The sequence below is a fragment of the Kineosporia succinea genome (genome assembly GCF_030811555.1).
Taxonomy (GTDB): Bacteria; Actinomycetota; Actinomycetes; order Actinomycetales; family Kineosporiaceae; genus Kineosporia; species Kineosporia succinea.
In genome coordinates, this window is record NZ_JAUSQZ010000001.1 from 4,789,107 (window position 1) to 4,803,507 (window position 14,401).

The 14,401-nt window shown below is 70.4% G+C and carries 11 protein-coding genes; 8 read left to right on the top strand and 3 right to left on the bottom strand.

Annotated features, from left to right (window positions below; genetic code table 11):
* Positions 1-15: 15 nt before the first annotated feature.
* Positions 16-1,290, bottom strand: coding sequence for a multiple monosaccharide ABC transporter permease (mmsB, locus tag J2S57_RS20815; RefSeq protein WP_307245552.1), 1,275 nt, complete (start codon positions 1,288-1,290; stop codon positions 16-18).
* Positions 1,287-2,825 (bottom strand): multiple monosaccharide ABC transporter ATP-binding protein, encoded by a 1,539-nt coding sequence (mmsA, locus tag J2S57_RS20820; protein WP_307245553.1) that lies wholly within the window; start codon positions 2,823-2,825, stop codon positions 1,287-1,289. Before mmsA ends, mmsB begins: the two co-directional genes overlap by 4 nt.
* Before the next feature lie 212 nt (positions 2,826-3,037).
* On the opposite strand from mmsA, the gene J2S57_RS20825 reads away from it, so the two are divergent.
* From J2S57_RS20825 to J2S57_RS20860, 8 genes are all read left to right on the top strand, one after another.
* A complete protein-coding gene (locus J2S57_RS20825; protein ID WP_307245556.1) occupies positions 3,038-4,258 on the top strand; it encodes an ROK family transcriptional regulator in 1,221 nt (406 codons plus the stop codon).
* Positions 4,259-4,723: 465 nt separating this feature from the next.
* Positions 4,724-7,327 carry a bifunctional lysylphosphatidylglycerol flippase/synthetase MprF gene (mprF, locus tag J2S57_RS20830; protein ID WP_307245558.1) on the top strand — a complete coding sequence of 868 codons (2,604 nt, stop codon included), beginning with the start codon at positions 4,724-4,726 and terminating at the stop codon, positions 7,325-7,327.
* Positions 7,324-8,754: an alpha/beta fold hydrolase gene (locus J2S57_RS20835; protein ID WP_307245560.1), complete on the top strand. Its 1,431-nt coding sequence runs from the start codon at positions 7,324-7,326 to the stop codon at positions 8,752-8,754. Before mprF ends, J2S57_RS20835 begins: the two co-directional genes overlap by 4 nt.
* A 398-nt stretch (positions 8,755-9,152) precedes the next feature.
* Positions 9,153-11,882 carry a sensor histidine kinase gene (locus J2S57_RS20840; protein WP_307245562.1) on the top strand — a complete coding sequence of 910 codons (2,730 nt, stop codon included), beginning with the start codon at positions 9,153-9,155 and terminating at the stop codon, positions 11,880-11,882.
* Positions 11,883-11,890: 8 nt separating this feature from the next.
* A complete protein-coding gene (locus J2S57_RS20845) occupies positions 11,891-12,349 on the top strand; it encodes a roadblock/LC7 domain-containing protein (protein ID WP_307245565.1) in 459 nt (152 codons plus the stop codon).
* A complete protein-coding gene (locus tag J2S57_RS20850) occupies positions 12,346-12,711 on the top strand; it encodes a DUF742 domain-containing protein (protein WP_307245567.1) in 366 nt (121 codons plus the stop codon). The genes J2S57_RS20845 and J2S57_RS20850 overlap by 4 nt, the downstream gene beginning before the upstream one ends.
* Positions 12,692-13,282 carry a GTP-binding protein gene (locus J2S57_RS20855; RefSeq protein WP_307245569.1) on the top strand — a complete coding sequence of 197 codons (591 nt, stop codon included), beginning with the start codon at positions 12,692-12,694 and terminating at the stop codon, positions 13,280-13,282. The genes J2S57_RS20850 and J2S57_RS20855 overlap by 20 nt, the downstream gene beginning before the upstream one ends.
* Before the next feature lie 93 nt (positions 13,283-13,375).
* Positions 13,376-14,113, top strand: a complete 738-nt coding sequence (locus tag J2S57_RS20860) for an alpha/beta fold hydrolase (protein ID WP_307245571.1) — start codon at positions 13,376-13,378, stop codon at positions 14,111-14,113.
* 62 nt (positions 14,114-14,175) lie between these two features.
* Here the strand turns inward: J2S57_RS20860 and J2S57_RS20865 are convergent, their stop codons facing one another.
* Positions 14,176-14,394 carry a hypothetical protein gene (locus J2S57_RS20865; RefSeq protein WP_307245573.1) on the bottom strand — a complete coding sequence of 73 codons (219 nt, stop codon included), beginning with the start codon at positions 14,392-14,394 and terminating at the stop codon, positions 14,176-14,178.
* Between the last annotated feature and the right edge of the window lie 7 nt (positions 14,395-14,401).

Below are 14,401 nucleotides of genomic sequence, written 5' to 3' on the forward strand. Positions count from 1 at the left end.
TCGTTGGGTCGTGGATCAGCTTGCTGTGGTGACTTTTTCCCTGGGGGCTTCGGTGGGTGCGGACCGGAACGGTCTGGAGAGTGACCCGATGACCGAGAACCGGCCCTGGTTCTTGTTGTAGACGTCGAGGGAGACGGCGGCCAGGAGGAACAGGCCCTTGATGATCTGGGTCATGTCGGTGCCGGTGCCGATCAGCTGCAGGCCGTTGCTGAGCACGGCCATCACCAGACCACCGACGATCGAGCCGCTGATCGTGCCCAGACCGCCGGAAACCGCGGCGCCACCGATGAACACGGCGGCGATGGCGTCGAGCTCCCAGCTCAGGCCGTCTTGCGGGCCGGAGGCGGCCGAGCGGGCCACGAAGATCATGCCGGCCAGGGCCGCGAGCACCGACATGTTCATCATGACGAAGAAGTTGACGCGCCGGAGCTTCACGCCCGACAGTTCCGCGGCCCGGGCGTTGCCGCCGACCGCGTAGATGTAGCGGCCGCCGGCCGTGTTCCGTGTGTAGAACGAATACACCACGGCCAGCACCATCAGGATGATGCCGGAGATCGGGAAACTGGTGCCGACGCGTCCACCCGCGAATCGCAGGGTCACGAAGACGATCAGCGTCAGCATGACGGCGACGCGCACTCCGGCGATCCACAGCGGGGCCGGCTCGGCGCCCTCCATCTCGCGTCGCACCTGCCGGGCCCGCAGCTCCCGCACGATCACGGCCACGCAGATCAGCAGGCCGAGGATGAGAGTGGCGTTGTTGTAACCGGTGTCGGGCCCGAACTCGGGCAGGTACCCGGCGCCGATGTCACGGAACCCGTCGGGCACCGGCACGGTGGCGGCGTTGCCGATGAGCTGGTTGCCGCCGCGGAACAGCAGCATGCCGGCCAGTGTCACGATGAACGCGGGCACCCCGATGTAGGCCACGAAAAAGCCCTGCCAGGCGCCGATCAGGGCGCCCACGGCCAGGCCGAGCAGGATGCCGAGCGGCCAGGGCACGTCGTGCTCGGTGATCGCCTTGGCCACCACGATGCCGGTGAACGCGGCCACCGATCCGACCGACAGGTCGATGTGCCCGGCCACGATGACCATGAGCATGCCGATGGACAGGATCGAGATGTACGCGTACTGCTGGGTGAGCGCCATCAGGTTGCCCGAGGTCAGGGTGAGCCCGTCGGTGCGGATCTGGAAGAACAGGATGATCGCCACCAGCGTGAAGATCATCCCGAACTGCCGGGCGTTCGACGTGCCCCCGCCGAAGAGGTTGTGCTGCAGGTCTTTCAGGTAGCTCATGCCATCCCCTTCACTGAGGTCATCCTCTTCATGAGGATCTCGGGATCGGCGTCGGCGCGGGCGAGCTCGCCGGTGACCGTGCCCTCGGACACGGTGTAGATGCGGTCGCACAGGCCGATCAGCTCGGGCAGTTCCGACGAGATCACGATGACGCCCTTGCCCGCCTCGGCGAGGGAGTTGATGATCCCGTAGATCTCGTACTTGGCGCCGACGTCGATGCCGCGGGTGGGCTCGTCGAGGATCAGCAGGTCGGGATCGGTGAACATCCACTTGGCCAGCACCACCTTCTGCTGGTTGCCGCCGGAGAGCTTGGTGACGCCCTCGTCAACGTTGGGTGTCTTGATCCGCAACGTCTTCCGGTAGTTCTCGGCCTCGTGGTACTGAACGGCCGCGTCGAGCACGCCCCGCCGGGTGATCTTGCTCAGTTTCGCCGACACCACCGAGGTCTTCACGTCGTCGAGCAGGTTCAGCCCGATCGCCTTGCGGTCCTCGCTGACGTAGGCCAGGCCGTGGGCGATCGCGTCGGCGACCGTCCGCAGCTCGACGACGCGGCCGTCCTTCACGATCTCGCCGCCCAGGTAGATGCCGTACGAGCGGCCGAAGAGGCTCATCGCCAGCTCGGTGCGCCCGGCGCCCATCAGCCCGGCGAAACCCACGATCTCACCGCGGCGCACGGTGAAGTTCGAGCCCTTGCAGACGAGGCGCTCGGCGGAGATGGGATGGCGCACGGTCCAGTCGCGGACCTCGAAGAACACGTCGCCGATCCGGGGGGTGTGGTCGGGAAAACGGCTGTTCAGCTCGCGTCCGACCATGCCGCGCACGATCCGGTCCTCGTTCGCGCCGTCCCGCCGCACGTCGATGGTCTCGATGGTGCGGCCGTCGCGCAGGATCGTGATCGAGTCGGCGATCGCCTCGATCTCGTTCAGCTTGTGCGAGATCATGATCGAGGTGATGCCCTGCTCGCGGAAACCCCGCAGCAGGTCGAGCAGATGGCGGGAGTCGGTCTCGTTCAGCGCGGCGGTCGGCTCGTCGAGGATCAGCAGTTTCACGTCCTTGGCGAAAGCCTTGGCGATCTCCACGAGCTGCTGCTTGCCCACGCCGATGTCCTTGACCAGGGTGTCCGGGTCGTCGTTGAGGCCGACCATCCGCATCAGCCGTAAGGCCTCGTGGTTGGCGGTCTTCCAGTCGATGCGACCGAGGCGCCGGGGTTCGTTGCCGAGGAAGATGTTCTCGGTGATCGACATGCCCGGCACCAGCGCGAGCTCCTGGTGGATGATCACGATGCCCGCGCGTTCACTGGCCCGGATGTCCGGGAACCGGCTCTCCGAGCCGCGATAGACGATGGAACCGGAGTAGGAGCCGTGCGGGTACACCCCGCTGAGCACCTTCATCAGGGTCGACTTGCCGGCGCCGTTCTCCCCGCAGATCGCGTGGATCTCACCGGCGCGCACCACCAGGTTCACGTCGGCCAGGGCCTTGACGCCCGGGAACTCCTTGGTGATCGAGCGCATCTCGAGAAGCGGCGGAGCAGCCATCTCTCCTCCAAACCATGCATCGGAAAAGTCGTTTCGTCGTGGCCCGTGGATGCGTGAGCACTTTCGGGCCAGGGCGACCGTTCAGCGCGAACAGAGGTCAGGTCGTCCCCGACCACTCGCGGAACGCTAAATTCAATTGATTTACTAAGTCAACGACCTTTCGGTACCAAACCGTCAATTGGCGACGAGTGGTAGCAGGAGGACTTGATCCCGTGCGTCAGACAGGCTCCAACCTTCCCCGGGTCGGTCAGTACAACCGGGCGCTCGTGCTCGACCAGATCCGGCTGGCCGACGGCATCAGCCGGGTCGAGCTGGCCGGGCTGACCGGGCTGACCCCGCAGAGCGTGTCCGGCATCGTGCGCCGGCTCATCGCCGAGGGGCTGGTGCTGGAAGACGGTGCGGGCACCTCCCGGGGCGGCAAGCCCCGAATGCGGTTGCGCGTCAACGCTTCTTCCGGCCGGGCGGTGGGGGTGCACTTCGACCCGGCCGAACTGTCCGCGGTGGTGGTCGATCTGCTGGGCCGTCCGCTGGCCACGCTGCGTCGTCCGCCTCCGCCGCACGCCGACGGGCCGCAGCTCGCGGCGGCGGTGGCCGACCTGGTCGGCACGGTGCTGGAACGGGCCGCGGTGCCCAGGGAGGAGGTGGTCGGCCTGGGTCTCGTCACTCCCGGCCCGATCGATCACGGTCGTGGGCTGGTGATGACCCCGCCCCAGCTGGCCTCCTGGTCGCGGGTCCCGCTGAAGAGGCTGGTCGCGGAGGCCACCGGCCTTCCGGTCACGCTGGACAACGACGCGACGGCGGCCGCGGTGGGCGAGCGCTGGGCCGGTGCCGGGCGGGGCGTCGCGAACTTCGCCTACTTCTTCCTGGGCACCGGGGTCGGGGGCGGGCTGGTGCTCGGGCACCAGGTGCACCGCGGCAGTTCGATGAACGCCGCCGAGTTCGGGCACACCACGGTCGAGCCGGCCGGTGGGCGGTGCTACTGCGGCAACGTGGGCTGCCTGGAGATGCTGATCAGCCCGGGGGCGATCGAGGCCGAGGTGCGGCGCCGGCTCGCGGCGGGGGAGGGGGCCGGATCGGTGCTGCGGGGGGCGCCGGGTCTCGACGCGGTGAACCGGGCCGCGGCGGCGGGAGACGCCTTCGCCGGCCAGATCGTCGACGCGGCTGCCGGATACCTGGCCACGGTCGTGGTCAACGTGCTGAACGTGGTCGACGTCGACCTGGTGATCCTGGGCGGGCGGGGTCTGCGCCATGTCGAGGAGCGCGTGAGCCGAACCGTCGAGCGGGCGGTGCGGACGCGTCCGTTGGCCCGCGACCTGCACACCGCTCAGGTGACCCTCTCACCGCTGGCCCGCGACGCCGCCGCCGTCGGCGGTGCCGCCCTGGTGCTCTACGCCGCGTACTCGCCACAGGTCTCGTCACTGCTGTCGCGCTGAGGCACCCACCTCGTCTGCCTGTACCGCCCGCCCGCCTGCCTGCACCGCCCGCCTGCCTGCCTGCACCGCCTGCCTGGCCCGCCCGCCTCGCCTGCCCACGTGCCTGCCCGCCTGCCTGCCTCGCCTGCCCACGCGCCTGCCTGCCTCGCCTGCCTCGCCTGCCTCGCCTGCCTGCCTCGCTTGCCTGTCTGCCTCGCCTGCCTGTCTGCCCGTCTGCCCACGCGCCTGCTCGCCCACCTGCCTCGCCCGCCTGCCCGCCCTGCCCGCCCTGCCTGTCTGCCCCGGGGCACCCGCTCCGAATCCCTCGCCGCCGGCACAGCAACACCCCCTATACCCGACCGGTATAGCGAGTACCCCTGTGCTCCCGCACCAGGCGAAGGGGATGGTTGCCGCAGCGTACTTCCGCTCTGGCGCAACGTGATTCACTCTCAAGGTGTCGTCGCCCACCGACGATGACACCGAGCGATGACAGTCCAGGGTGAACAGGAGACAACCGACCACGTCGAACGCCGCACGGGCGTCCGTGGCCGGTGGATCGCCCAGTTGGCCGTGCTCGGCGCGGCCGTGGCCGCCGTCGTGGTGCTGCAGCAGCGCCTGTCGGGCTATCCCTGGCACAGCCTGAACGACGACCTCGCCGCGATCGGGGCCGGTCCGGTGCTGCTCGCCGTGCTGGCCACGGCCGCGTCGTACTCGATCATGGTCGTCTACGACGCGATGGCCCTGAGCTACGTCGAGCACGCCATGCCCCCGCGACGCTACGCCGCCGCCTCGTTCGTGGCCACCGCCTTCGGCAACACCCTGGGCGCGTCGGCCATCGTGGGCGCGGCGCTGCGGGCACGGTTGTACTCGGCCTGGGGACTGCCGGCCTTCGCCATCACCCGGGTCGCGGCCTTCAACCTGATCACGCTCAGCCTGGGCAGTTCCGTGCTCATGGCGGTGGGACTGGGCTGGGCCCCACCACTGGTGCTGGACTGGCTGCCGTTCGGGCGCCCGGTCGCGCAGCTGCTGGCCGGGGTGCTGGCCGTCGGGGTGCTTGCGTACCTGGCCTGGTGCGGACGCGGCAAGGAACCCGTCACCGTCCGCAGCTGGCGTGTCGACCGTCCCACCCGCACGATGGCGCTCACCCAGCTGGTTGTGTCGGTGGTCGAGTGGCTGACCATGGCCGCGGTGCTCTACGTGCTGCTGCCCGACGGGCACGGCCTGGGGTTCGTGCCGTTCGCGGTGCTCTTCGTCCTGGCCACCACCCTCGGCCTGCTCAGCAACGTGCCCGGTGGCCTGGGCGTGGTCGAGGCCGTGCTGGTGCTCGCGCTGGCCGACAGCACCCCCTCGACCGGCCTCGTCACCGCGCTCGTGGCCTACCGCCTGATCTACTACCTGCTGCCGCTCGGCCTGGCCGCCGTGGTGCTGGCCGTGCTCGAGGCCCGCCGCGATCCCGACCGCACGAACACCCTGGTGCGCGTCGCCGACATCCTCACCCCGTCCGTCATGGCTCTGCTGCTGGTCGTTCTCGGCGCCCTGATGATCATCACCGGCCAGGTGCCGGGTGCCTCGTCCAGCCCGCTGAGCGCGTTCGTCACCAGCCTGGGCGGTGTCGGTGTGCTGGTGCTGGCCCGGGGTCTGCACCGGCGTCTGCAGGGGGCGTGGGGACTGACGATCATCGCCCTGCTGGTGTTCGCCGCGACCCACCGAACCCTGCTCGCCGTGGCCGCCGTCGTGCTGACGGTGCTGCTCGTGCTGGCCCGCCGGGTGTTCCGTCGCACCACGTCGCTGCTGACCGACCCCCGTGGCTGGGCCTGGCCCCTGGCCGTCACCGGCATCGCGACCGCGCTGGTCTGGTGGCACAACGCCTCTCTCGCCGACCGGCTCGGCGACCGCACGGTGCCGGCCACCGTGACCGGCGAGGGCTCCTCCTTCACCCGGCTGGTACTGGCCGGGGCCGTGATCGCGCTCATCGTCGTCGGCATCCGCCTGCAGCGGCCCAGCGCCGGGCCCCTGACCGCGTCCGAGGAGGACCTGATCCGGGCCGTTCCGGTGATGGCGCACTCCAGTCACGGCAACGCCTGCCTGATCTGGACCGGTGACAAGCGGATCCTGTTCTCCGAGAAGGGGAACGCCCTGCTGATGTTCCGCGTCGAGGGCCGCAGCTGGGTCGTGATGGGCGACCCGGTGGGTGAGGAGTCCGAGTTCGACGACCTGATCTGGCGCTTCCTGGACCTGGTCAACAGTCGCGCGGGACGTCCCGTGTTCTACTGCGTGCGTGACGATCTCGCCGACCTGTACCGCTCGCACGGGCTGCTGCTGAACAAGCTCGGCGAGGAAGCCATGATCCCCCTGGCCGATTTCACCATGACCGGCTCGAAACGCTCGAAGCTGCGCAGCGAGTGCCGCGCGAGCACCAAGGCCGGCGTCAGCATCGAGATCCTCGAGGGCGAGGCCCTGCGCGCCGTGCTGCCGCAGCTGCGCGAGGTCTCCGACCAGTGGCTGGCCAAGCACAACACGCGCGAGAAGTCCTTCTCGCTGGGAGCATTCGACGAGGAGTACGTCTCCCGGTTCCCGGTCGCGGTGGCCAGAATCGAGGACGACGTGGTCGCCTTCGCCTCCCTCTGGGCCAGCGGGGCGCGGCACGAGGTGAAGGTCGACCTGATGCGGCGCCGGCTCGAGGCGCCCCGCACGGTGATGACCCACCTGTTCGTCGAGTCCATGCTGTGGGCGCAGGCCGAGGGCTACGACACGTTCAACATCGGCATGGCGCCCCTGTCCGGGATGCGCACCGACGGCACCTTCTGGGAACGGGCGGGCCACCTGCTGTGGACGCACGGCGAGCACTTCTACAACTTCCAGGGCCTGCGCCAGTTCAAGGAGCGCTTCGGACCGGAATGGGAGACGCGCTACGTCGCCTCGTTCGGCGGCCCGGCCCTGCCGGTCGTGATGCTCGACGTGGCCGTGCTGGTCTCCGGCGGATTCCGGGGCATGGTGCCGCACCTGCACAAGATCCCGTCCGGCATCCCGAAGCCTTCGTCGAAGGTGCTGGTCGGAGCCGCGAAGGCGGACGCCGAACCTCCCGCGTGACCGTGCACGACCCGGCCCGGGTGGCTCTCGCGCGGCGGGTGCTGGGCGCACTCGCGCGCCGGGTGGCGGGGCGGGACGCGCTGGTGGTGACCCGCCCGGTCCACCCGGATCCCGCGAACCCCGCCGCCGGCACCCCCGCCCCCGCGGACGGAGGCCCGGCGAGCCGGCGTCCTGCGGATCCGGGCCGCGAGTCCCGCCTGACGTTCTCCCTCACCGCGGTGCGCACCGGTCCCCGGGGCCGGACACCCGTCCTCTTCATCCCCGGTGGCCCGGGGCTGGCCTCGGTGATTCCCTACCGGGGCCTGCGCCGCGCGGCGACCCGCCTCGGCCTCGACGTGATCATGGTCGAGCACCGGGGAATCGGCCTGTCCCGCCGCGATGCGAACGGCCACGACCTTCCCCTGTCGGCCGTCACCGTGACAGCTGCCGCCGACGACCTGGCCGCCGTGCTCGACGCCGCCGGTGTCCCCGATGCCGTCGTCTACGGAAGCTCCTACGGCAGCTACCTCGCCCAGGTCTTCGCCGCCCGCCACCCCGGCCGGGTCGCCGCCCTCGTCCTCGACTCGCCCCTGCTCTCGGTGGAGGACGACCTCGCCGACGTCCGCGCCCACCGTCGCCGCCGGCTCTGGGACGAGGACCCCACCGGGCTCACCGACGATCGGCTCCACCGGGAGAGCCCGGGGCGGGACGAGGTGGAACGGGACGAGGTGGGGCGCGACGAGGTGCCGTCCCCGGCCCCGGTCGTGCGGCGGGCGGCGCAACGCCTGGCGATGGCCGAGCTGAGCCGCGTGGCGGAGGTCGTGTACGAGTTCGCCGGGCCGGACACCCTGCGGCGGCTGCTGGCCGGCGACTCCGGAAGAGCCCGGCTGCTCCGGCACCTGATCGCCCGCACCGGCCGTCTCGACGGTCCGGGTACGCCCCACGTGATGGAGCCCGATCTGGTCGCGGGCATCGCCTTCGGCACTCTCGGGTTCGGGATCCCGCCCGACGGCGGACCGCTCGACCCGCAACTGCACCAGGCCGGGACCGCCGACAACAGGCCCCGATTCGCCGGGGAACCCGTCGACCTGCGCAGGCACCTCGAGCAGTTCGCCAAGCCTCTGGTCGTGATCAGCGGCGAGCGGGACCTGCGCACACCCCGTCCGATCGCCGACCGCATCGTGGCCCTGGCCCCGCACACCGTGCTGGTGCCGATCGCCGGTCTGGGGCACAGCGCTCTCGACGGGCACCAGCTCGCCGCCGTCCACGTCGCCCGCGCGGTCGCCGACGGCCGCCCCGACGACCGGGAAGCGCTCGCCGCCCGGCTGGGAGCCCTGTCCCTCGGCCCCGGGACCCGGCTCGAAGCCCTGCCTCGTCGTGGTCCCGCCGCCCATCTCGGCCCTCTCCTGCGGATCGCGACGTACGGCCTGAGATCTCACCCGCAGTGATCATCGGCCTGCTCAGAGGTCCCAACCGTCGCCATCGTTTCCGACGTGTGTCGCGTAACTCGAAAAGCATTGCGGAGAAACAGAACTGGCCACTATTGGACGAATGTCCAGTCGGCATGCGGCGGTTCGAGGGTGACGAGCGCCCGGGGATCCACCATCTAAGCCACGAAACGACGATCACGCCCAATTCACCCGTTTAACGGTATGCATAGCGTAGTCACCCCATTTCGCGGCTCGATCGAAGTCTCAAGGTTTGCCTTTCGTGGCGGAGTGTCCGTTTGATTCTCTCTTTTGATCTGAACTTTCCTCTTTCCCTCCCTTGACCCTCGCAAATGGCGGATGTCATGGTTCTCGCCGTCTGAAGGCAGGCAATCGGGAAACCTTGAGGAGAGCGGCCTTTGAAGCGTTGGTTCAGCCGGGGCGTGGCCGCGGTGACGGAAAGTCAGCAGGGCGGGCGACGGCAGCGGTCACTGCGCACGCGAATTCTCGTCGTCGCCTGGGGGCCCAGTCTGGTGCTCCTGCTCATCGGCGGAATCGTCGCCGGAATCCTCGTCGTCGACAGCCTCCGGGTGAAGAGCGTCGCCGACATCTTCTACGCCCCCGAAGAAGCCGAGCCGTTCCTCCCGGCCGTTCAGACCGAGATGCGCCTCAGCGCCGCCGAGCTGGTGAATTCCGGTCAGGCGTCCGAATCCGCGCTCGCCGAACAGCGCGACCGCACCGATGCCGCCCTGATCGGATTCCAGGCGATCACGAGCCGGATCGACCCGGACAGCACCACTGCCGATTACCGGCGAATGGCGGCCGAACTGCAGACCGTTCTCGGAAAGCTTCCCGGTATCCGGGAGGACGTCGACAACGGCTCGATCTCCCTCGAGGAATCCACCGCCTATTACGGCAGCGTCATCCGCTCCATCGGCCGCGCCGTCAATCAGCTCGCCGGCGCCGGACCGGACGGTGAGTCCGCGGTCGCGGCCGGCCTGACCGACACGTTCTGGGAGGAGTCCAACTCCCTGGCCGAGGCCAACGCCCTGGCCTACGCGGCCTTCTCGAAGCCCGGCCTGACCGACGGGCAGTACCAGGCCTTCCTGCGGGCGATCGGGCGCTACCGCGAGAACCTCGCCGAGATGGCCCCGTACCTGGCCCCGGCGGCCGGCGATGCCTACACGGCTCTCACCGGGACACCGGCCTGGAGACAGCAGCAGCAGATCGAGCAGGCCGTGATCGCGGCCGGTCCCGGTGTTCAGGCCGAGCTGACGATCGACCGCACGACCTGGGGCGAGAACGCCGACCAGATCTACGCCGCCTTCGCCGCCATCGGTCTCGACCAGGTCTTCCACGGTGGTTCGCTGGCCCGCGGCATCGCGAGTGAGCGCATCACCGAGGCCGTCGTCGGCGGTGTCCTGCTGCTCCTCCTCGCGATCGCGGTGCTGCTGCTGACCACCCGTGAGTCCAACCGGCTCGTCTCGCGTCTGCGCAAGCTGCGCCTGACCACGCTCGACCTGGCCCAGGTGCGGTTGCCGCACATGATCGAGCGGTTGCGCGAGGGCGAGAAGGTCGACACCGACGACGAACTCGCCCGGCTCGATTTCGGCAACGACGAGATCGGCGAAGTGGCCGAGGCGTTCGAGTACGCGCAGAGCGTGGCCGTCTCGGCGGCGGTGCAGGAGGCCGAGACCCGCGCCGGTCTGCGCCTGGTCTTCCTCAACATTGCCCGCCGCAGCCAGGTCATCGTGCACCAGCAGCTCTCGGTGCTGGAGCAGGCCGAGCGCTACCAGGAGGATCCGGAGCAGCTGAAGCTCCTCTTCGAGCTCGACCACCTCTCCACGCGCGCCCGCCGCAACGCCGAGAACCTGGTCATCATGGGCGACGGCCAGCCCGGCCGGCAGTGGCGCAACGCGGTTCCGCTCAGCCAGGTCGTGCGGGGCGCGATCAGCGAGGCCCAGGACTACGCCCGGGTCGCGGTGACCGAGCTGCCGCGGCTGTCGATCACCGGTGCGGCCGTCGCCGACGTGGTGCACCTGCTGGCCGAGATCGTCGACAACGCGACGTCTTTCTCGCCCCCGATGTCCCGGGTGGAGGTGCGGGGCAACCTGGTCGGGCGCGGCCTGGCGATCGAGATCGAGGACCAGGGCCTGGGCATCCCGCCCCAGCAGCTGCAGCAGCTCAACGAGATGATGACCCGTCCGCCCGAGTTCCACGTGATGGCGTTGCGCGAGGAGCCCCGCCTGGGCATGTTCGTGGTCGGTCAGTTGGCCCGCAAGAACGGCATCCGCGTCACGCTCACGCCCTCACCGGCCTACGGCGGCACCCGCGTGGTCGTGCTCCTGCCCAACGAGCTGCTCGACACCAAGGCTGAAGCAGGGCCGAACCCGCTTGAGGACGCCCCGGTCACCGACCGCTCGATGAACTCCATCCACGAGCGCATGGCCTTCCACGGGGAGCTGGCCCCGGCGGGCGGGACCGGACGGTCCCGTCTCACGGTGGTCGGCTCGAGCGGCCCGTCCGGGAACGGGGTGGGCACCCCACCGGAGGCCGACGGCGTTCGCCGGACCGGGCGTCCGCAAGCAGTGAATCCCCGCCCCGCCCAACCGGAACCCGCCCACCCGGAACCAGCGCAACCGGAACCCGCGCTGTCGGAGGTCGTGCGCCCGCCGGTGTTCCCGGCCCGGACCGCCGGGGGCCACCCGAACGGAAACACCGGCCCGAACCCCTACTTCGACCACCGCGACCCCCAGGACCGCGAGAGCGTCGGCCACCAGCCCGAAGGCCGCCGCACCGGTCGGGACACCGCCCCGACCCCGGTCGTGACCGCAGCCCCGATGCCCCGTGTCCCGCAGGCCGCCCACCCGCCCCGCCGCGAGACCCCGCGCGAGAACGTTCGCGAAACCGCCCGCGACACCACCCGGAACGGTGCCCACGCCGGCCGTCCCGACCTGCCCCGGCGCACCCGGCAGGCGCACCTGTCCGACCGGCTGCGTGAACCCGCGGCCGCCCCGCCGGTGCCGACGGCGACCGGCGCCCATCCGACGGTCGCCCCCGAACGGGCCCGCAGCACCATGGTCGCGTTCCAGTCGGGCACCCGCCGCGGCCGGGGCGGGCAGCCCGGATTCGGCGACGAGACCGGCTGAAAACTCCCATGGCAACGAACATCACGATCGAGCGGATGAACGAGATGAGCGAGAACACTTCCCGGCAGGGCCTCGACTGGCTGGTGGACGACCTGATCCGGCGTCTGCCCGGTGTCGAGCAGGCGATCGTGCTGTCGTCGGACGGGCTGCTCATCGGCCGCTCCCGGGCGGTCGGGCGCGACGAGGGCGAGCACCTGGCCGCGGTCGCGTCCGGGTTCCAGAGCCTGGCCCGCGGCACCGGCCGGCACTTCGGCGGCGGCAACGTGCGCCAGACGATGGTGGAGATGGACAACTTCTTCTTCATCGTGACCGCCGCCGGTGAGGGCGCCTGCCTGGCCCTGCTGGCCGACGTGGCCTCGGACCTGGGCATGGTCGCGTACGAGATGAACCTGCTGGTCACCAAGGTCGGGACCTATCTCAGCTCGCAGCCGCGGGCCGAGACGGGCGTGGAGGCCGGACGCCGGTGAGCGGGTCCGACGGCACCTGGTTCGACGACGCGGCCGGGCCTCTGGTCAGGCCGTACGCGATGACCGGGGGCCGCACCACCAGCCGCCAGGCCGACCTCGAGATCATCGCGCTGGTCGTGGCGCTGGGCCCGGTCAGCCGGGCCCAGGCCCTGGCGCTCGACGACGAGTGCCTGCAGATCCTGGAGCTGGTGCAGCAGCCCGCGTCCGTCGCCGAGATCTCGGCCGGGCTGCGGCTGCCCCTGTCCGTCACCAAGATCCTCCTCGGGGATCTGATCGACAAGAAACTGGTCGCGTTCCGATCGGCCGTGACCCCCGACATCCACGTCCTCCAAGCGGTGATCAATGGCATTCGAAAGCTCTGAGCCGGTGATGCGTGGCTCGTCCGTCAAGCTCCTGGTGGCCGGCGGTTTCGGCGTCGGCAAGACCACCATGGTCGGCACGATCTCCGAGATCCCCCCGCTGCGCACCGAGGAGGTGATCACCGAGATGAGCCGCGGGGTGGACGATCTGGCCGGCGTGGAGTCGAAGTCGACCACCACCGTGGCCCTGGACTTCGGGCGCATCACGATCAGCCCGGAACTGGTGCTCTACCTGTTCGGCACACCCGGCCAGGACCGGTTCTGGTTCATGTGGGAGGAGCTGGCCGAGGGCGCCATCGGGGCCGTCGTGCTGGCGGACACCCGCCGTCTGGGCAGCTGCTTCCCGGCCGTGGACTACTTCGAGAGCCGGGGCCTGCCGTTCGTGATCGGGGTCAACCGGTTCGACGGCAGCGAGGACTACGACGCCGACGAGGTGCGCGAGGCGCTCGACCTGGAGCGCTGGGTGCCGGTGGTGATGTGCGACGTACGCGACCGGGCCTCGTGCAAGGAGGTGCTCATCACGCTGGCCGAGCACGCCCTCACCCTGGCCGCCTCCAGCCCGGCACCACTTTAGGTACAACTCCGGGCGGGTGGCCCCCGCGCCGGGCCGCGGCGGAGAACACTGGGGGCGCGGCGCACAGGGCGCCCGTGGCGCGAGGGGGATCGCATGACGGCGAAAGTGTTGTTCATCCACGGCTATCCGGACACGCACCGGGTCTGGGACCCGGTGCGTGCCCAGCTGAAGGGCTACGACACGGTGGCCCCCGACCTGCCCGGCCACGGCCGGGCGATGCCCCGCGGGCTGACCGGCACCCGCTGGGACCTGGCGGCCTGGCTGACGGCCGAGCTGAAGAAGTTCTCCCGGCCCCCGCACGTGGTGGCCCACGACGTCGGCGGCATGGTGCTGCACAGCGTCCTGATCGAGAACCCGGAACTGGTGCGCAGCTGGGCCCTGACCTCGACCACGCACCCGGACTGGCCCTGGCACCACAACGCCCGGGTCTGGCAGACCACCACGCTGGGCGAGGCGGCCCGCGACGAGTACCTGGCCTACCCACGCAAGTACCAGGTCATCGGGCTCACCGAGGCCGGGGTGCCCGCCGCGCACGCGCCGGTCACGGCCGAGTACTACGACCGCACGATGTTCGACGCCGGTCTCGCGTTCTACCGCTCCAGCGTCTACCTGGGGGACTGGTGGCCCGCCGAGGACGCGGAACTGCCTCCGGGGCTGGTGATGTGGGGCGCGCGCGACCGCTACCAGACGCCGGAGTGGGGTGTGAGGCTCGCCGCCCGCACCCGGTCCCGTTTCGTGGCGCTCGACTCCGACCACTGGTGGCCGCTGGAGCAGCCCGAGGCCGGTGCGGCCGAGCTGAAGCGGCACTGGGCCGCGGTCGACAAGAACTGAGACCCACAGCTCAATGGGGGACGTCGTGGTCACGGTGACCGCGACGTCCCCCGTTGTGGTGGTCAGGACGGCGCGAAACTCGCCGAGAAGCGGTGCGCGGGAGTGGAACCGGCCGGGCAGCGGGCACCCCCGGCCGCGGCCGAGGCACCCCAGACCGCACATGAGCAGACGGTGTGGCGGGTGCTCGCGGCCGCGCTCGAGGCGGCGAACGGCAGTGCGCTCAGCAGCGGGACACCGGCGGTGCCCAGGAGCAGGGAGCGCCGGGAAAGGTCGAACGGCATGTCAGCC